The organism is Embleya sp. NPDC020886 (assembly GCF_044333915.1).
Taxonomy (GTDB): Bacteria; Actinomycetota; Actinomycetes; order Streptomycetales; family Streptomycetaceae; genus Embleya.
In genome coordinates this window covers 156,031-174,016 of the sequence record NZ_JBIRRX010000012.1, presented here as the reverse complement: position 1 = coordinate 174,016, position 17,986 = coordinate 156,031, and the positions used below count along the sequence as shown (strand labels likewise).

At 68.8% G+C, this 17,986-nt stretch carries 18 protein-coding genes and 3 tRNA genes; 16 read left to right on the top strand and 5 right to left on the bottom strand.

The genetic code is table 11. The features are described 5' to 3' along the window. Nucleotides 1–68 precede the first annotated feature (68 nt). Nucleotides 69–152, bottom strand: a tRNA-Leu gene (locus ACH4U8_RS33835). A 387-nt stretch (nucleotides 153–539) separates the two neighbouring features. On the opposite strand from ACH4U8_RS33835, the gene ACH4U8_RS33830 reads away from it, so the two are divergent. The 8 genes from ACH4U8_RS33830 to ACH4U8_RS33795 all read left to right on the top strand — a co-directional run bounded on the left by ACH4U8_RS33830 (nucleotide 540) and on the right by ACH4U8_RS33795 (nucleotide 9,487). Then, on the top strand, nucleotides 540–1,430 hold the full coding sequence (locus tag ACH4U8_RS33830) for an FhaA domain-containing protein (protein WP_395782274.1): 891 nt from the start codon (nucleotides 540–542) through the stop codon (nucleotides 1,428–1,430). A 10-nt stretch (nucleotides 1,431–1,440) separates the two neighbouring features. Continuing rightward, a complete protein-coding gene (locus tag ACH4U8_RS33825) occupies nucleotides 1,441–1,977 on the top strand; it encodes an FHA domain-containing protein (RefSeq protein WP_360311291.1) in 537 nt (178 codons plus the stop codon). Nucleotides 1,978–1,982: 5 nt separating this feature from the next. Further along, the gene (locus tag ACH4U8_RS33820) at nucleotides 1,983–3,569 is read left to right on the top strand and encodes a PP2C family serine/threonine-protein phosphatase (RefSeq protein WP_360311293.1); all 1,587 of its coding nucleotides are present in this window, start codon (nucleotides 1,983–1,985) and stop codon (nucleotides 3,567–3,569) included. 10 nt (nucleotides 3,570–3,579) lie between these two features. Beyond that, on the top strand, nucleotides 3,580–5,241 hold the full coding sequence (locus tag ACH4U8_RS33815; RefSeq protein WP_360311295.1) for an FtsW/RodA/SpoVE family cell cycle protein: 1,662 nt from the start codon (nucleotides 3,580–3,582) through the stop codon (nucleotides 5,239–5,241). A 37-nt stretch (nucleotides 5,242–5,278) separates the two neighbouring features. Continuing rightward, on the top strand, nucleotides 5,279–6,793 hold the full coding sequence (locus ACH4U8_RS33810) for a penicillin-binding transpeptidase domain-containing protein (RefSeq protein ID WP_360311297.1): 1,515 nt from the start codon (nucleotides 5,279–5,281) through the stop codon (nucleotides 6,791–6,793). A gap of 206 nt (nucleotides 6,794–6,999) precedes the next feature. Then, on the top strand, nucleotides 7,000–8,892 hold the full coding sequence (gene pknB / locus ACH4U8_RS33805) for a Stk1 family PASTA domain-containing Ser/Thr kinase (protein ID WP_360311299.1): 1,893 nt from the start codon (nucleotides 7,000–7,002) through the stop codon (nucleotides 8,890–8,892). Nucleotides 8,893–9,141: 249 nt separating this feature from the next. After that, a complete protein-coding gene (locus tag ACH4U8_RS33800) occupies nucleotides 9,142–9,279 on the top strand; it encodes a DLW-39 family protein (protein ID WP_020557117.1) in 138 nt (45 codons plus the stop codon). Between the two features lie 135 nt (nucleotides 9,280–9,414). Continuing rightward, a tRNA-Ala gene (locus ACH4U8_RS33795) sits at nucleotides 9,415–9,487 on the top strand. Nucleotides 9,488–9,565: 78 nt separating this feature from the next. Here ACH4U8_RS33795 and ACH4U8_RS33790 read toward each other — a convergent pair. Further along, complete coding sequence (locus ACH4U8_RS33790; protein WP_360311349.1) at nucleotides 9,566–10,168, bottom strand: DUF5324 family protein; 603 nt, start codon at nucleotides 10,166–10,168, stop codon at nucleotides 9,566–9,568. Nucleotides 10,169–10,369: 201 nt separating this feature from the next. On the opposite strand from ACH4U8_RS33790, the gene ACH4U8_RS33785 reads away from it, so the two are divergent. Both ACH4U8_RS33785 and ACH4U8_RS33780 read left to right on the top strand, forming a co-directional pair. Continuing rightward, a complete protein-coding gene (locus ACH4U8_RS33785) occupies nucleotides 10,370–10,900 on the top strand; it encodes a peptidylprolyl isomerase (RefSeq protein WP_360311301.1) in 531 nt (176 codons plus the stop codon). Nucleotides 10,901–10,962: 62 nt separating this feature from the next. Continuing rightward, on the top strand, nucleotides 10,963–11,844 hold the full coding sequence (locus ACH4U8_RS33780) for a rhomboid family intramembrane serine protease (protein ID WP_360311303.1): 882 nt from the start codon (nucleotides 10,963–10,965) through the stop codon (nucleotides 11,842–11,844). A 216-nt stretch (nucleotides 11,845–12,060) separates the two neighbouring features. On the opposite strand, the gene crgA is transcribed toward ACH4U8_RS33780, so the two are convergent. Continuing rightward, on the bottom strand, nucleotides 12,061–12,312 hold the full coding sequence (crgA, locus tag ACH4U8_RS33775; RefSeq protein WP_020557121.1) for a cell division protein CrgA: 252 nt from the start codon (nucleotides 12,310–12,312) through the stop codon (nucleotides 12,061–12,063). Between the two features lie 130 nt (nucleotides 12,313–12,442). On the opposite strand from crgA, the gene ACH4U8_RS33770 reads away from it, so the two are divergent. The 6 genes from ACH4U8_RS33770 to ACH4U8_RS33745 all read left to right on the top strand — a co-directional run bounded on the left by ACH4U8_RS33770 (nucleotide 12,443) and on the right by ACH4U8_RS33745 (nucleotide 16,989). Then, the gene (locus ACH4U8_RS33770; RefSeq protein WP_395782272.1) at nucleotides 12,443–13,192 is read left to right on the top strand and encodes a DUF881 domain-containing protein; all 750 of its coding nucleotides are present in this window, start codon (nucleotides 12,443–12,445) and stop codon (nucleotides 13,190–13,192) included. 49 nt (nucleotides 13,193–13,241) lie between these two features. Next, nucleotides 13,242–13,934: a class E sortase gene (locus ACH4U8_RS33765; protein WP_395782270.1), complete on the top strand. Its 693-nt coding sequence runs from the start codon at nucleotides 13,242–13,244 to the stop codon at nucleotides 13,932–13,934. An 88-nt stretch (nucleotides 13,935–14,022) separates the two neighbouring features. After that, a complete protein-coding gene (locus tag ACH4U8_RS33760; RefSeq protein ID WP_395782373.1) occupies nucleotides 14,023–14,238 on the top strand; it encodes a hypothetical protein in 216 nt (71 codons plus the stop codon). Then, a complete protein-coding gene (locus ACH4U8_RS33755; protein WP_360311310.1) occupies nucleotides 14,235–14,873 on the top strand; it encodes an aminodeoxychorismate/anthranilate synthase component II in 639 nt (212 codons plus the stop codon). The genes ACH4U8_RS33760 and ACH4U8_RS33755 overlap by 4 nt, the downstream gene beginning before the upstream one ends. Continuing rightward, on the top strand, nucleotides 14,798–16,162 hold the full coding sequence (locus tag ACH4U8_RS33750; RefSeq protein WP_395782268.1) for a class E sortase: 1,365 nt from the start codon (nucleotides 14,798–14,800) through the stop codon (nucleotides 16,160–16,162). Before ACH4U8_RS33755 ends, ACH4U8_RS33750 begins: the two co-directional genes overlap by 76 nt. A gap of 65 nt (nucleotides 16,163–16,227) precedes the next feature. Next, nucleotides 16,228–16,989 (top strand): class E sortase, encoded by a 762-nt coding sequence (locus ACH4U8_RS33745; RefSeq protein WP_360311314.1) that lies wholly within the window; start codon nucleotides 16,228–16,230, stop codon nucleotides 16,987–16,989. 107 nt (nucleotides 16,990–17,096) lie between these two features. Here the strand turns inward: ACH4U8_RS33745 and ACH4U8_RS33740 are convergent. After that, nucleotides 17,097–17,170, bottom strand: a tRNA-Ile gene (locus ACH4U8_RS33740). Nucleotides 17,171–17,220: 50 nt separating this feature from the next. Continuing rightward, complete coding sequence (locus ACH4U8_RS33735) at nucleotides 17,221–17,643, bottom strand: DUF3566 domain-containing protein (protein WP_380017933.1); 423 nt, start codon at nucleotides 17,641–17,643, stop codon at nucleotides 17,221–17,223. Nucleotides 17,644–17,986 lie beyond the last annotated feature (343 nt).

Sequence of the window (17,986 nt, the reverse complement as noted above, 5' to 3'; positions counted from 1 at the left end):
CGGCAAGCAGTCCGGACGCACGGACATACAGAAAGGCCCCAGGTCGATGACCTGGGGCCTTTGCTCGGTGCGCGAGGGGGGAGTTGAACCCCCACGCCCTTTCGGGCACTGGAACCTGAATCCAGCGCGTCTGCCTATTCCGCCACCCGCGCGAGCAATCAAAGATTAGCACGGGCCCAAGGTCCGATACGAATCCATACCCGCGGGCCCCACCGCTCACACCATGAGCATCCGTATGGACACCCTGAGCAACCAACGGTTCATCTTTGTGGACCGGGATCCCCACGACCCCCGCCTCTCCGGCATGCTTGCCCTGCACCGTACGGTGAACGGGCTTCGACCCCGGCCACGCACACGGTCGCGGCACAACTACTGCAAGCGAGCCACGGAGGAGCCAACAGGGTGTAGGAATCCCTGTGAAAGCCAACACTCCTTACAGTGGCCACGGTAGGGAACCGCGCCCGTTTCCCACGCGTGGATACGATCAGTGAGCAGACTGTAGGACCGGACCGGCCGATCGCGTACGGAAGGAGGTGCCCGTGGGTCCCCTGAAGAAGTTCGAGCAACGGCTTGAGGGCCTGGTCAACGGCGCCTTCGCCAAGGCGTTCAAGTCGGATGTCCAGCCCGTCGAGATCGCCAGCGCGCTCAAGCGCGAGTGCGACAACAACGCGACGATCTGGAACCGCGACCGAACCATGGTCCCGAACGACTTCGTCGTCGAGCTCGGCCAACACGACTATGAGCGCCTGAGCCCGTACGTGCAGCAACTCGGCGGCGAGCTGGCGACCGTGGTGCGGGACTATGCGCAACAACAGCGCTATTCCTTCATCGGTCCGGTCGAGGTCCACTTCGAGCATGCCGACGACCTCGACACGGGTCTGTACCGTGTGCGTAGTCAGGCGCTCGCGGGCAGTCAGTCGCACCATGAACAACAACAGCCCCCACAACAACCGCCCTTCCCGGGCGGGGGGCCGCAACCGGAGCAGCCACCACAGGGTTATGGATACGGTCGACCCGGCGGGCCACCCCCGCCCGGGGTGCCCGCGCCACCGCCCTTCGGCCCGCCCGGAACCCCGGGAACGCCGACGCCTCCCCGGCCGCAGCCGGGGGAGCAGGCCGCCTACGGTCAGAATCCGCCGCCGGCACCACGGCTGCGAACCTGGCTGGAGGTCAACGGGGTGCGTCACGAGCTCACTGCCCCGGTCGTGAAGTTGGGCCGCAGCACCGATGTGGAAGTTCGCGTGGACGATCCGAGCGTCTCGCGACACCACGCCGAGATCCGCATCGGCGCTCCGGCGTCGATCACGGACCTCGGTTCGACCAACGGGATCGTCGTCGACGGCCAGCACTGTCAGCGTGCAGGCCTGCGAGACGGATCGCGCATCGTGCTCGGCAGCACCACTGTCGTGTTCCGCCAAGCCGAGGGGTGACAACGGGCGCATGTCTGAGCTGACCCTCACCGTTATGCGGTTGGGTTTCCTCGCTGTGCTGTGGTTGTTCGTGATCGTCGCCGTACAGGTGATCCGTAGCGACCTCTTCGGCACACGCGTGACCCAACGACCCGCGCGGCGCAGAACCGCCGCGCCCGCCGCCGGTGGAGGAGGTGCCGCTCCGCCTCAGCAGGCGCAGCCGGCCCCGCCCCCGCAGCGGCAACAGGCCCGGCCTCGCCGCGGCCAGCGCAACAATCCCAGCAAGCTGGTGATCACCGAGGGCTCGCTGACCGGCACGACGATAAATCTGACGGACCAGCAGATCACCATCGGCCGGGCCCACGATTCGACCATCGTGCTCGACGACGACTACGCGTCGAGTCGGCACGCCCGCATCTACCCTGCGCCCGACGGCAGCTGGGTGGTCGAAGACCTCGGGTCGACGAACGGTACCTACTTGGACCGTACGCGCCTGACCGGTCCGACCCCCGTGCCACTCGGAGCGCCGATCCGTATCGGCAAGACCGTTATCGAGCTGCGCAGGTAGCCTGAATGAGCCTCTCTCTCCGCTTCGCCGCCGGATCCCACAAGGGCATGATCCGAGAAGGCAACGAGGACTCCGGCTACGCCGGACCTCGCCTGCTCGCGGTCGCCGACGGCATGGGCGGGCAGGCAGCGGGCGAAGTCGCCAGCTCCGAAGTCCTGTCCACCATCGTCGAACTCGACGAGGACGTGCCCGGAGCCGACCTGCTGGACGCGCTGCGTTCGGCGGTCGATCGCGCCAACGACCGACTGCGTGTGATGGTCGACGACGATCCCCAGCTCGAAGGCATGGGGACCACGTTGACCGCGCTGTTGTGGACGGGGAGCCGACTCGGCCTCGCCCACATCGGCGACTCCCGTGCCTACCTCCTGCGTGACGGCGCCCTGGAACAGATCACCCAGGACCACACCTGGGTGCAGCGCCTGGTCGACGAGGGCCGCATCACCGAGGAGGAAGCCGACCACCATCCGCAGCGCTCGCTGCTGATGCGGGCCCTGGACGGGCGCGGCCACGTCGAGCCGGACCTGTCCGTGCGCGAGGCCCGGCCCGGCGATCGTTACCTGATCTGCAGCGACGGCCTGTCCGGGGTGGTCAGTCGGGAGACGATGGAGGGCACCCTCCTGACCTACGGCAACCCCGGCGACGCGGTGCAGGAGCTGATCCAGCTCGCGCTGCGCGGCGGCGGCCCGGACAACATCACCTGCATCGTCGCGGACGTGGTGGACCCGGCCGATCAGCCCTCGGACAGCCCGATCGTGGTCGGCGCGGTGGCCAGCGTGGTGGACGACACCACGACGCTGCCGACCACCCCGGCGTCCCGGGCCCGGGAGTTGACCGCCGGCGAATACGAGACCGAGGCCCTGGTCTCCGAGCCGGGCAGTCGGCGCAAGCCCAAGCCGAAGTCCACGCTGCGCCGGACGCTCCCGATCTGGGGCGGCATCGCGGTGCTCGTGGCGGCGGTCGGCGGCGCGTACTACTGGACGCAGACCCAATACTTCGTGGCCGACAAAGGAGACCACGTCGCGATCTATCGGGGCATCGACTCGAAGATCCTGGGTCTCAACCTCGCGAGCACCTACCAGAGCTACGACGACCTGAAGCTCACCATGATCGGCCAGCCCAACCGGGACGCGGTCAACAGCACGCTCGACGCGGCCAGCCTGACCGAGGCCCGGCACACCATCGACCGGCTCAGGCGGCAGGCCGACGTGTGTCGCAAGGCGTATGCGAGCGAGGACGCGAAGAAGGCGGCGGAGGGCACCCCCGGCGCCCAACCGGCGGGCAGCGTGAACCTGTTCCCGCAGCAGAACCCGGGCCTGCCGGCCACGCTGAACAGCAACGCGCCGGGCGCCAAACACACGCCGACCACCGCGTCCCGAAGCACCCGGAGCTCGTCGACCTCGTCGGCCGACCCGGGCTCCAAGGGCAGAGGCAGCTCGACGACGAGTCCGACCGCACCGGCGAGTTCGGCCCCGCCGAGTACCTCGCCGCCCGCCGCGGTGCCGGAGGCGCCCGGAACGGGGCTCTCCGCCGAAGAGGCCGACCTGGCCAAGCAGTGCTATCCGCGACCGCCCGGAACCACCGGAACAAACTGAGGGGAGCGCCGTGAGCAACACGACGATCACCCCCCAAGCCGCACCGAATCGCCGCAACACCGAGTTGATGATGCTCGGCTTCGCGGTGCTGGTGCCGATGCTGGCTTATGCCAACGTGGGACTGGCGGGGGACGGGTCACTGCCGGTGGGGAGCCTGGTCAAGTACGGGTTCGGCCTCGGCGTCTTCGCGGGCCTCGCCCACCTGCTGGTGCGCAAGTTCGCGCCGTATGCCGACCCGCTGCTGCTGCCGTTGGCGACCTTCCTCAACGGCATGGGCCTGATGTTCATCAATCGGCTCGACCTGGACATCGTCAAGGGGATCGGCCTCCCCAACAACGTCAAGGGCACCGCGGCGGCCACGTCCCAGCTCATGTACTCGGCGATCGGCATCGCGCTGTTCGCGGTGGTCGTGGTGATCCTGAAGGACCACCGGCTGTTGCAGCGCTACACCTACTCGTTCATGGCGCTCGCGCTGGTCCTGTTGGTGTCGCCGATCCCGTTCCCGGGCGACATGTACGGCGCCAAGATCTGGATCCGGCTCGGCCCGTTCAACTTCCAGCCCGGCGAGTTCACCAAGATCGTGCTGACGATCTTCTTCGCGGGCTACCTGATGGCCAAGCGGGACGCGCTCGCGCTGGCCAGCCGCAAGGTGATGGGCCTGTACTTCCCCCGCGGTCGGGACATGGGCCCGATCGTGGTGGTCTGGCTGCTGAGCATCCTGATCCTGGTCTTCGAGCGCGACCTGGGCACCTCGCTGCTGTTCTTCGGCCTGTTCGTGGTGATGCTCTACGTCGCCACCGAGCGCACCAGTTGGCTGCTGTTCGGCGTGATCATGGCGGTCGGCGGCGCGACCATCGTCGGCACCTTCGAGCCGCACGTGCACGACCGCGTGGCGGCCTGGCTGGACCCGCTGGCGGTCTACAACGGCGACGGCTCGGTGCAGTCCGAGCAGCTCGCCCAGGCGCTGTTCGGCTACGGCACCGGCGGCCTGCTGGGTACCGGCCTCAACCAGGGCCACCCGACCGAGATCGGCTTCGCCGCACGCAGCGACTTCATCCTCACCACGGTCGGCGAAGAGCTGGGCCTGGCCGGGATGATGGCCATCTTCATGGTGTACGCGCTGCTGATCGAACGTGGTCTGCGTACCTCGCTGGCCGCCCGCGACCCGTTCGGCAAGCTGCTCGCGGCCGGCCTCTCGGTCTCCATCGCGCTCCAGGTCTTCGTGGTCGCGGGCGGCGTGACCGGCCTGATCCCGCTGACCGGCATGACGATGCCCTTCCTCGCGCAGGGTGGTTCGTCCGTGATCACCAACTGGGCCCTGGTCGCGATCCTGATCCGGATCAGCGACACGGCCCGGCGACCCGCGCCGCCGGCGGGCGCGTTCGACCCGAGCGAAGGCGTCGCGCCGCGGCGCGGCTCGCACGCCTCGGGCCGGAGCAACACCCCCGCCGCCGGCTCCACCCCACCGCCGCCGAGCTCGACGCCGGCCGAGGGCTCCGCCTCTCCCGAGGCGCTGACCGTGGCGGGCGGAGTGCCCGCCGCACCGGGTGGGCCGGCGCCCTCGGGCGGGTCCCCGACACCACCCAGACCATTCGTTCCCCCGCCGAACCCCGGCGGCGGAACGCCATACGGCCCACCGGGCCAGAGCGGCCCCGGCGGGCAGCAATCATGACGGCCGCCGCAACGCACGCCCAGGGGAGGGACATACCGTGAACAAGCCTTTGAGGCGGGTCTCCGTCTTCTGCCTGATCCTGGTCGCGGCGCTGATGCTGCGGGCCAACTGGGTCCAGGTCGTCAAGGCCGACGACTACTCGAACAACAAGCACAACAAGCGCGCCGCGTACGAGAAGTACTCCCATCCGCGCGGTGACTTCCTGGTCGAGGGCAAGCCGATCACCAGCTCGGTCAAGACCGACGACCGACAGTTCGAATACCTGCGCAAGTACGAATTCGGCCCGATGTACGCGCCGATCACCGGCTTCATCTCGCCCTTCGTCGGCAGCAACCTGCTGGAGAACCTCGAGGACGACATCCTCAGCGGCAAGGACAGCCGGCTGTTCGTGCGCAAGGTGCTCGACACCGTGACGAACAAGGGCACCCGGGGCGGCAACGTCGCACTGACCATCAACGCCAAGGCGCAGGAGGCCGCGTTCAACGGCCTCGACGGCAAGACCGGCGCCGCGGTCGCGATCGACCCCGACACCGGCAAGGTGCTCGCGATGGCCAGCACGCCGTCCTACGACCCCAACGCGCTGGCCTCGAACGACCGCAACGCGGCGTCGAAGGCGTACGACGAGTTGACTTACGACAAGAACAAGAAGGACGACAAGTTCGACCCGAAGAAGCCGATGGACAACCGGGCGATCCGGTACACCTACGCACCGGGCTCGACCTTCAAGTTGGTCACCGCCGCGGCGGCGCTGTCCTCGGGTCAGTTCAAGCCGGACACCGTGCCCAACGTCCCGCTCCAGGGCGGCAAGCTGTTCTACCCGAACTCGACCCAGTTCCTCCCGGACTCGCACCCGGAGGAATGCGCCGGCGCGACGATGCAGAAGGCTCTCGAGCTGTCCTGCAACACCGTGTTCGCCAGCGTCGGCCAGCAGTTGTCCCAGGAGAAGGTCAAGGCGCAGGCCGACGCGTTCGGCTTCAACAACTTCGGCAAGGGCACCACCCAGAACCCGCTCGACATCCCGAGCCGGGTCTCGCCCAGCGTATTCCCGGCCGGCCTGGACACAGGCCAGCTCATGCGCTCGTCGATCGGCCAGGACAGCGTTGCCTCGACCCCGATGCAGATGGCCATGGTCGTCGCCGGGATCGTGAACAACGGCAAGGTGATGAAGCCCTACCTCGTGGACGAGTTGCGCGCGCAGAACCTCTCGGTGCTGGAGAAGACCCAGCCGCAGGTGGCCAGTCAGGCGGTCACCCCCGAGGTCGCGCAGATGCTCCAGGACATGATGAAGGGCGTCGTCGAGAACGGCACCGGCAAGGCCGCCAAGATTCCCGGGGTCACCGTCGGTGGCAAGACCGGCACCGCGCAGCGCGGCGTCAAGAACAGCGAACCGCCCTACGCGTGGTTCGTCTCCTACGCCAAGGGCGCCGACGGCAAGAAGGTCGCCGTCGCGGTCGTGGTCGAGGACAGTGACGCCGAGCGCAACGAGGTCAGCGGCAGCAGCCTCGCCGCTCCGATCGCCAAGGCAATGATGGAAGCCGTGGTCAAGAAGTGAGCCATGGCCCGCGATCACACCGTTAGAGACTCCGACCACTACTGCAATCAGATACCGACGTGTCCTCGTGACTCGGGTGTGGCGACCCCCCGGGCCGTCACACCGGTACCGTGTCGGAGAACGTGCCGGACCGGTCGGGCAACCGCCCCGGTCTCGGCCGGCCGAAGACCGAAGGCCGTGGACCGGTAAGGGAAGGGCTGGAAGTTATGGAAGAGCCGCGTCGCCTCGGCGACCGGTACGAGATCGGCGCGGTCCTCGGCCGTGGTGGCATGGCCGAGGTATACATGGGCCGTGACATTCGTCTGGGACGCAGTGTGGCGGTCAAGACACTGCGCGCCGATCTCGCCCGTGACCCTACGTTCCAGGCCCGGTTCCGACGCGAGGCGCAATCCGCGGCCTCGCTGAACCATCCGGCGATCGTCGCGGTCTACGACACCGGTGAGGACTACATCGACGGGATCTCGATCCCGTACATCGTGATGGAGTACGTGGACGGCTCGACGCTGCGCGAGCTGTTGCACTCCGGCCGCCGTTTGTTGCCGGAACGGGCGCTGGAGATGACGGCCGGCGTGCTCCAGGCCCTGGAGTACAGCCACCGCAACGGCATCATCCACCGCGACATCAAGCCCGCCAACGTCATGCTGACGCGGCAGGGCACGGTCAAGGTGATGGACTTCGGCATCGCCCGGTCCATGGCCGACAACGGCATGACGATGACCCAGACCGCGGCCGTGATCGGCACCGCCCAGTACCTCTCCCCGGAGCAGGCCCGCGGCGAGACCGTGGACGCCCGCACCGACCTGTACTCCACCGGCTGCCTGCTCTACGAACTGCTCACCGAGCGCCCGCCGTTCATCGGCGACTCGCCGGTCGCGGTGGCCTATCAGCACGTCCGCGAGGACCCGCTGCCGCCGAGCACGTTCGATCCGGAGGTCTCGCCGACGATCGACTCGATCGTGCTCAAGTCGCTGGCGAAGAACCCGGACAACCGGTACCAGAGCGCCGACGAGATGCGGGCCGACATCGAGCGGGCCCTGCACGGGCTCCCGGTGGGCGCGCCGAGCGTGATGGCCGCGCCGATGGGGGCCGACCCGGCGACGCAGTACCTGCCGCCGACCGCGGGCGGGGCGACCCAGGTCATCCCGGCGCACGGTCGCGGACCGAACACCGGTCAGTACGAACTCGACGACAACGATCGCCGCCGGGACGAGCCCAGGAAGTCCCGGGGCGGCGCCTGGATCCTGCTCGCCCTGGCCTGTGTCGCCGTCCTGATCGCCGCGTTCTTCGTGGGCAAGACCCTGATGGGCGACGGCGAGGACAAGTCGGCGAGCGCGCCGAGCCTGATCGGCAAGAACCTCGAGGAAGCTCGCACGGCGGCCCAGAACGCCGACTTCAAGGTCAACATGAACGACGACCCGAGCAAGTGCCCGACCGGCGCCACCGGGACGAAGGGGAACATCTGCAAGCAGACCCCCGAGGCCGGGGCGAGTGCCAAGAAGGGCGACACGATCCAGGTCTGGGCCTTCGGCGGCCCGAAGAAGGCCACCGTGCCCACCGGTCTCAAGGGCTTGTCCGAGGAAGAGGCCACGGCCAAGCTCAAGGCCGCGAACCTGGTGGGTGTACCGCAGCGCAGCCAGACGCTGACCAACTGCCAGCGCGACACGGTGTGTTCGACCAGCCCCGATGCCGGCCAGGAGCTGAACGAGGGCGACCAGGTCACCCTGAACATCTTCAGCGGCAAGCCCCAGCACGACATGCCGAACGTGGTCGGCGCCTCGTACGAGGACGCGAAGGTCCAGCTCGAGAACCTGCAGCTCAAGGTCACCAAGTCCGACCAGTACAGCGCGGACAAGCCGGTGGGCACCGTGATCAAGCAGAGCCAGACCGCAGGCTCGAAGATCACCGAGGGCAACGGGGTCAACCTGACCGTCTCCAAGGGCCCGCAGCCGGTCAACACCTCGCCACCGCCGACCAACTCGACGGGCTCCCCCGGCGGCAACCCCGGCACCACCCCGCCCCCGTCCGGCGACAACCGCGGTGGCGGCAACCCGATCATGGGCGGCGACCTCCGCGGCGGCCACGGCGGCCTGCCCGACTGACCCGCAGCGCCGAGTCACCCACGCCGACGCCCGAGGCCCCGGAAGCAACCGCTCCCGGGGCCTTCGGCGTTGCCGACCCCATCCGTCGCACCGATCGCCGCGCGTGCCGTCGATCGGGGCCTGACCGGGGGTTTCGGTATTGGTCGGTGCCTCGGTGCACCTGTTATTGTCGAGCCCAACCCGACCGCGGCGCCCCAGGCGTGCGGACAGGTGCACGAACGTCACTCGCAGGACGGAGAGGCCACGCTGATGAAGAAGCTGATCCTGGTGGCTTTGGCTGCTGTAGGTGGCCTGTTGGTCTACCGCCAGATCCAGGCGGATCGGGCCGAGCAGGATCTGTGGACCGAGGCGACGGACGCGGTTCCGGCGGGCACTGCCACTCGCTGAGCAGATCCTGTGGGAGATCCCGCAGAGGCTTGAACCCGCCCGGGGAAACGCGCGTTTCACGTGAAACGTCCGTTTCCTCGGGTGAGGTGTCGTCCACGCCGAACCGGATTACCGGTAATCTGGTGCGGACACCGAGGGGCCTTAGCTCAGCTGGTAGAGCGCTGCCTTTGCAAGGCAGATGTCAGGGGTTCGACTCCCCTAGGCTCCACAACCGTTGGACCGCGACACGACGAAGGGCCCGGCGCACCATCCGGTGCGCCGGGCCCTTCGTCGTGCGGTGCGCCGGTCAGTCGGTCTTCGGCGCCGTCGAACGGAACTCGTCCTCGGCCGGCTTGACCTCGTTGTGCGTCGAACCGGCCGGCCGCCGGATGGTCGCCGTCTCCGGCGGCATGGTCTCCGGCTCGTCGGTCAGCCACTCCGGCTGCGCGTTGTGCCGACGCCACCACGTCAGGGCCACGAAGCCGCCGCCCACGACCACGGTGATCAGCAGCAGGCGCCGGCCGCGGCCGCGGCGTCGCTTCTTTCGGGCGACCTTCTCGATCTCCGCCGCGGTCACCTCGCCCTTGATCACCGAAAGCGCCGCGCCGGCCCGGGACCAGGCCTCGTCGCGGACCGGCTCGGCGGCGACCCGGGCCTGATCGACCGCCTGATACACGCGCGGCACCACGTCGTGGCGGACCCGGTGCCGGGCCACCTCCACGGCGTGCTCGACGCGTGGAGCGGCGTTGTCCTTGGCGTGGACCAGGGCGGGAACCACACGTTCGCGCGTGGTCTCGACCGCCCGATCACGTGCCGCGCCCGCGTAGTGGGCCGCCGCGTCCTTCGCGTTGGCGGCGTGTGGGGCGAGCCGCTCCCTGGTCCTACCGGTCGCCTCACGTACCGGATCCATGCGGGTCACGACATCCTCCTACTCGCCGGGTTCATCCGCTATCTGTTCCCGACGATCCCTGGATCATGCACCGCGCGACGGGCGGGGATCCGTACGGTGGAACGGTGCCCGGGGCCCTGTCGTGGCAGGAGCCGGCCGCGGCATGCGAGGATTTCGAGGATTCAAGAACACCGTCCGTGTAACCGTAGGGAAGGCGCAACAGTGGCCGAGGATCTTTTCGCCACCATCAAGACCAACCACGGGGACATCCGTATCCGCTTGTTCCCGAATCACGCGCCGAAGACGGTCGCGAACTTCGTGGAGCTCTCCCAGGGCCGGCGCGAGTGGGTGCACCCCGGCAAGGGTCAGAAGACCACCGATCGCTTGTACGACGGCACCGTCTTCCACCGCGTCATCTCCGGCTTCATGATCCAGGGCGGTGACCCGCTGGGCACCGGCACCGGCGGCCCGGGCTACCGCTTCGCCGACGAGTTCCACCCGGATCTGCAGTTCTCCAAGCCGTACCTCCTGGCGATGGCGAACGCGGGACCGGGCACCAACGGCTCCCAGTTCTTCGTCACCGTGGGTGCCACGCCGCACCTGAACCGCAAGCACACCATCTTCGGCGAGGTCGCCGACGCGGAGAGCCGCAAGGTCGTCGACGCGATCGCCGGTACCGAGACCGACATGCGCGACCGCCCGACCTCCGATGTCCTGATCAACACCGTCGAGGTCGAGACCGTCACGTCCTGAACCCCGAGCACGCGGGCCGGGGCCTTCGGGTCCCGGCCCGCGTCACGTGTTTGAAGGTGAGCATGAGCCCCGACGAACAACCACCGGCCGCGACCGGACCGGCCGGTCCGCCCGTGTGTTACCGGCATCCCGACCGTGAGTCGAACATTCGCTGCACCCGCTGCGAGCGGCCGGTGTGCGGCGATTGCATGGTGAGCGCGTCGGTCGGTTTCCAGTGCCCGGATTGTGTCCGCCAGGGCACCGGTCGAGTCCGTGAGGCGCGCACCGTGGCCGGCGGCCGGATCTCGTCCACGACCGCGAACGCGGTGGTGACCAAGACCCTGATCGGGCTCAACCTCGCGGTCTTCCTGCTGGTCCTGGTGATCGGCGACAAGTTCGTCGACAAGATGATCCTGGTCGGCCGGTTCTTCGACGGGGGCGAGTGGCAGGGGGTCGCCGAGGGCCAGTGGTACCGCCTGCTCACCGCGGCGTTCCTGCATCAGCAGGTGTGGCACATCGGGTTGAACATGGTCGGCCTGTGGATGCTGGGCCCTCCGCTGGAGGCCGCGCTCGGCCGGACCCGGTTCATCGCCCTCTACCTGGTCTCCGCGCTCGGCGGCACCGCGCTGTCGTATCTGATCGCCGACCCGCGGCAGGGCTCGCTGGGGGCCTCCGGGGCCCTGTTCGGGCTGTTCGGCGCGATGATCGTGCTCGGTCGCCGACTTCGGTACGACCTGCGGCCGCTGACCATCCTGCTCGTGCTCAACCTGATGATCACGTTTCTCAACATGGGCACGATCGACTGGCGTGCGCACATCGGCGGCCTGGTCGCCGGCACCCTGGCCGCGATCGGCCTGGTCTACGCACCGCAGCGAAATCGCACGGCGATCCAGGTGGGCAGCCTGCTCGCGGTGTCCGCAGTGATCGTGGCGATCGTGGCGATCCGGACCGCGCAGATCCTCTGATCGAGCGCCCGGCACGGTCGCGGGGTGGTCACGCGGCGATCACGCAGTGAATCATCCTAATGACCCATGGTGATGAATCCGGGATGCGAGCCGTTACCCGCATCCCGGTCACTCGTTGGACCGTGAAGGGTTATCCACAGGATCTGCCTGGTTATCCCCACTGTGGATAACTCTGTGGAGTCTTCCCCGGAAAGCTCGCTGAGCTGCGTCGATGCGCTATTTCCACTGGGTGGACACGCCGAAGCCGGCGGCGATGAAGCCGAAGCCGACCACGATGTTCCAGTTCTTCAGGGACTCGACCGGGAAGCGCATGTCGGTCACGTAGAAGACCACGATCCACAGCAGGCCGATCGCGAAGAGAGCCAGCATGAACGGCGCCACCCAGCGGCGCGAGTCCAGCTTTATGGTCGTCTTCTTGGGCGGCGGCGGGGTGAAGTCGTCCTTCTTACGGATCCGGGACTTCGGCACGAGAGTCTCTCCTGTCGATGTAGCCGGACGAGTGGGTGCGCAGCACACGCGACACGATCCGGTGATGTGTCGGTTAGCGTAGTCGCTGTCAGGTCCGGAAGGAGGGTACGGCGACGTGCGTATCTTCGCCATGCGGCCAACCGGAACGTCTTGGCGAGCGATCGTACCCCGGTTGTCCGCTCTTGTGGTGTTCGCCCTGGCCGGACTGCTGTTCTGGATCAGCGCGGACACCTCGCACGGCACCAATCTGCGCAGCGACGCGCAAATGCTTCGGCTGTCCGATGTGATCCGGGACCAGGGTCGGCGCAACGAGAGTGCCCAGCAGGATCTGTCCGAGTTGCAAAAGGACGTGGACTCGCTCGTCCAGGAACAGGCCAACGACCCGCAGGCCCGCGGTCGCATCGACGCGGTCGCGGATCCGGCCGGGGTCACCCCGGTGTCCGGGGAGGGGCTCACGGTGACCCTGACCGACGCCCCGCCGGACGCGAAGTCGCGGGTGCCCGGGGTGCGCGAGCCCACCGCGGACGACCTGGTGGTGCACCAGCAGGACATCCAGGGCGTGGTGAACGCGCTGTGGAGCGGCGGCGCCCGGGCGATCCAGATCATGGACCAGCGAATCGTGGCCACCTCCGCCGTGCGGTGTGTCGGCAACACGCTGATCCTGCACGGCCGGGTCTACTCGCCGCCGTACGTGATTTCGGCGGTGGGCGACACCAATGTCCTGCGACGCGCGTTGGACCAGAGCAAGAGCGTGTCCAACTACACCGACTACGTCGAGGCGTTCGGACTCGGCTGGAAGGTCGAGGACAAGAAGCGCCTGGATGCGCCGGGGTATACGGGGCCCCTTGGCCTGGAGTATGCGAAAGTCTCCGGGACGTGATCGGCAGCGGTGAACCGAGGGGAGTCTGACGACAGTGTTGCGGACCACGATGCGGGGCCTCGGGGAGGTCTTCATCACGCTGGGCGTCGTCATCCTGTTGTTCGTCGTCTATCAGCTCTACTGGACCGGCGTGCTGGCCGATCGGGCGCGGGCCGACGAGATGCACAAGCTGGACGAGGCGCGCAAGCGGATCGTGGCGACCAAGCCCAAGGACGTACCGGTCGCGCAGATGCCGGCGCAGGCTCCGTACCACGACGACGAGCCGTTCGGCACGATGTACGTGCCGCGCTTCGGGAGCAACTGGTACAAGACGATCCGTCCCGGGGTCACGCCCAAGGAGCTGCAGAAGGGCCTGGGCTGGTACAAGGGCAGCGCGCAGGCGGGCGAGGACGGCAACTTCGCGATCGCCGGGCACCGCAAGACCTACGGCGACCCGTTCCTGAACGTGCCCAAGTTGCAGGTGGGCGACAAGATCGTGATCGAGGGCATCTCCGAGTGGTTCGTCTACACGATCGACAAGCCGGTCAGCCTCAGCGGTGACAAGGCGGTCCTGAAGACCATCCCCGAGGACGTGCACGTGCTCGACGCGGTCCCGGAGAAGGCCTACAAGACTCCCGGGAAATACATCACCCTGACCACCTGCGAACCTGAGTTCGGCAGCACGCACCGGTTGATCGTCTGGGGTCACCTGGAGTCGCGTACACCGTTGGCGGCGGGCAAGCCGGCGGCGTTGCAGGGATGAGCGAGTCGAGCCGCGCGGGCGGCGAGCGAGAGAGGGCCTGGGCCTGATGTACGGCTGGATCTGGCGCACTCTGCCGGGTAACGCGTGGGTGAAGCTGTTGATCTCCCTGCTCCTGGTGTTGGCGACCGTGTACGCGCTGTTCACGTGGGTCTTCCCGTGGGCGGAACCCCTGCTCCCGTTCAGCGATGTGACGGTCGATCAGGAGAACGTCACGAGCACCACCGGCCCCGGCGGCGCACCGCGCCCCACCGGTGCGGGCGGGGCGACTTCCCCCGCGGCGTTGCCGGGAGGGCTGCCCGGATGAGCGCGCGCATTCTCGTCGTGGACAACTACGACAGCTTCGTCTTCAACCTCGTGCAGTACCTGTACCAGCTCGGCGCGACCTGCGAGGTGCGCCGCAACGACGCGGTGACCGTCGAAGAGGCCGAGGAGTTCGACGGCGTACTGCTCTCGCCCGGCCCGGGGACACCCGAGGATGCCGGGATCTGCATGGAGATGGTGCGCCGCGAGGGCGGCCGGGTGCCGGTCTTCGGCGTGTGCCTGGGGATGCAGTCCATCGCGGCGGCGCACGGCGCTACCGTTGGCCGGGCACCCGAGCTCCTGCACGGCAAGACCAGCCCTGTGGTGCATGAGGGGGCGGGCGTCTTCGCCGGCCTGCCGTCGCCGTTCACCGCGACGCGCTATCACTCACTCGCGGTGGATCCGGACACGATTCCGGCCGAACTGGAGGTGACCGCATGGACCGGGACCGGCGTGATCATGGGCCTGCGGCACCGCGCCCGACCGGTCGAAGGCGTGCAGTTCCACCCGGAGTCGGTGCTGACGGAGTACGGCCACCTGATGCTGGCGAACTGGCTGGTGAGGTGCGGGGACCCGACGGCGCCGGCCCGGTCGGCGGGTCTGGCTCCCGTCGTCGGGCGCACGCCGCTCCCGGCCTGACCGAGACGCCGATACCCGAGGTCGAGTACGGATCGGCCGAGATCGCCCCGTACGCGCCCGGAGCGTACTCGGGCGAGTTGGTCCAGCCCGGCTTCGCGGAACCGCCCGCAGCGGCCCTTCCCGCCGTTTCCGAGCCGAGTCCCGGTGGTCGCGCGGCGCGCCGGCGGGCCGCGCAGCTCCGGGCGGCCGAGGCCGAGGCGCAGACTCCGGCCCGGGAGCCGTTCACGGGGACACCACCGCTCGGGACGACGCAGCGGTTCTCGCTGCCGCCGGGAACGGTGGCGGGGCCGCCCGCCGTTCGACCGCCGGCGTCCGAGTCCGCGACCGGGCCGGACGCGTGGTTTCGCACCGACACGGAGACGCCGGTCGACGCACCGGGCGAGCGGGCGTTCGATCCGTCGCTCGCCCCGGCCGTGCGGTCGGGTACGACGACCGGGAGCGCCGGCCCGACCGCGCCCGCGGCCGGTGGGCGGGCGGCCCGGCGCAAGGCGCAGCGCGGGAAGCCCGGGCGCGGCGGCCGACCACCCGCGAGCCCGGCGGTGGCCGAGGGCGCCGGTCGGGCCGCCCGACGTCGGGCGGCCAAGCCGTCCACGGGTGCGCGGATCCTGACCGCGAGCGCCCGCCTGGTCGGCGAACTCGCCATGACGGTGGGCGTGCTGCTGGTCCTGTACGTGGTCTACCTGACCTGGTGGACGAACGTGGTGGCGGCGGAGAAGGCCCGCGACGAGGCGCACGACATACAACAGAGCTGGAACGACCCGACCGGGGTGGACCCGCGCAATCCCGGTCAGTTCGTGGCTCCGAACAAGGGGTTCGCGCTGTTGTACATCCCCAGGATCGGGATGGAGAAGCAGGCGATAGCGGAGGGCACCGATCGGGCCAAGGTGCTCAACAACGGCCTGGTGGGCCACTACACGGACCCGCAGACGGCGATGCCGTGGGATGCCCAGGGCAACTTCGCGGTGGCCGCACACCGCAACGGGCACGGTGAGCCGTTCCGTTACATCAACAAGCTCAAGCCCGGCGACAAGGTGGTCGTGGAGACCGCCACGACGTACTTCACGTACACCATCGACGCCGACCTGCCGCAGACCTCGCCGCAGCACATCGAGGTGATCGACCCGATCCCGGACCGCGGCCCGTACAAGAAGGCCGGCCGCTACATCACCCTCACCACGTGCACCCCCGACGGCGCGTCCACATACCGGCTGATCGTCTGGGGACATCTGGAGGAGGAACGACCCCGGACGCAGGGGAAGCCGGACGCGCTGCTCGCCGCCGCCAAGTGACGGCTCATCACATTCCGGTCTCCGGGGCCTGACCAAACTGCTTGTCTGTGCCAAGCTGTCGACCCATGGGCGTTGTACGCAAGACGATTCGCGTCGGAGCGGAACTCCTCCTGACGCTCGGCCTGATCGGTCTGCTGTTGTGTGTCCACCAGCTCTACTGGACCAACTTCGAGGCCCAGGCCGAGGCCCGGAGCGAAGTGGAGCAACTGCGCAAGGACTGGGCCAAGGCACCGGTGGCGGACGCCGAGCCGCCTGCGGCGCTACCGCCCAGCGACGTCCAGGACGGCCCCACCGACGTGAGCGTCGACGGCGGCCGGGACGGCCAGCGGGTGCCGGGTTCGTACAGCATCCGCGGCGAGACGCTGGCCATCCTGTGGATCCCCAGACTCGGCTCGGACTGGGCGCAACCGATCATCGAGGGATCCAGCCTGGCGTCCCTGTCCAAGGGCGTCGGCCACTACACCTACCCGCCCTACATCGGCCCCGGCGGCCCCGGCAACTTCGGGCTCGCGGGGCACCGCAACGGCCACGGCGAGCCGTTTCGCCACCTGAACCGGCTCAAGGCGGGCGACAAGGTGGTCGTCGAGACCAAGACCCAGTGGTTCACCTACACGATCGTCAAGGGCCCGTTCATCACCAAGCCCTCCAACGGCTCGGTGCTCACCGCGCAACCGCCGGACCTGGGCGGCCCGGCCGGCCGCCGCCTGATCACCCTGACCACCTGCGATCCGGAGTTCACCTCCCGGAACCGAATGATCTACTGGGGCGAACTCACCACCACCGACCCCAAACAGGGCAACACCAAGCCGGCCGCCCTCCGCAACTGACGGGCGGCTCGGCCCGCATCCCCCACGCCACTCCCGTCCGACCCCGGAAACGCTCAAGGGCCCTTCCCCGAACCACGGGGAAGGGCCCTTGAGCCATGTGCGCGAAGTGGGCCTAACAGGACTTGAACCTGTGGCCTCTTCCTTATCAGGGAAGCGCTCTAACCGTCTGAGCTATAGGCCCGCGTGCGTGCTCAGAGAGCGTACCGCACCGCTTGCCCGCCTCCAAAATCCTTAGTCCTCCTCGGCCAGCGTGACCTCGATGCCGCCCGTGAACGACGCGGTGAGGTTGTAGAGGAACGCTCCGAGTGTGGCCAACGCGGTCACCAGGATCACGTCGACGATGGCCACGACGCCGCTGAAGAAGAGGGTGTTCTTCAGCGACAGGAGGTGTTGGAGGTCGAAGCCGTTGTTGTTTTCCGACTGGGTCGCTTCCTTGACCGTGTCCCCGACCGAGGCGAACACGCCCAGGCCGTCCAGGACCAGCCACAGCACGGTCACCGCGACCAGCAGCACCACGCCCAGTGCCAGGGACAGCAGGAAACCGACCTTCATCACCGACCACGGGTCCACCCGCGCCGCCCGCAACCGGGCCCGGCGGGTGCGCGCGATCGGTCGGGGCTGTGGCTCCGGACCGGTCCGCCCCTGCTGCGCCATGGACTGCCCCACTCGGTGAGCGGTCGACGGGACGCCGCCGGCCGGGGTGCCCCGGGTCGGGCGCGGTGAGGTCATCGTGCCGCCGCCCGCCGGGCGGGCGGCCTTGCTGCCGTTGACCGCGGCCGGCGGCCGCTCCGTACCCTCGCCCGCCGCTGCCGCGGGCGGGAAGGGGGACGTGAACGGAGTGGGCGCGGGACGCGGCGGGCGAGCCGCCGCGTCCCCGGTGGGCCCGGCTCCGTGCACGGGGGGTGGGGCTGCCGGCTTCGGCGGCACCGGCCCCGTGGGGGGCGGTGTCGCAGCGCTGCGGCTCGTGCTGTCAGCGCGCCCGCCGGCCCGACCCCGG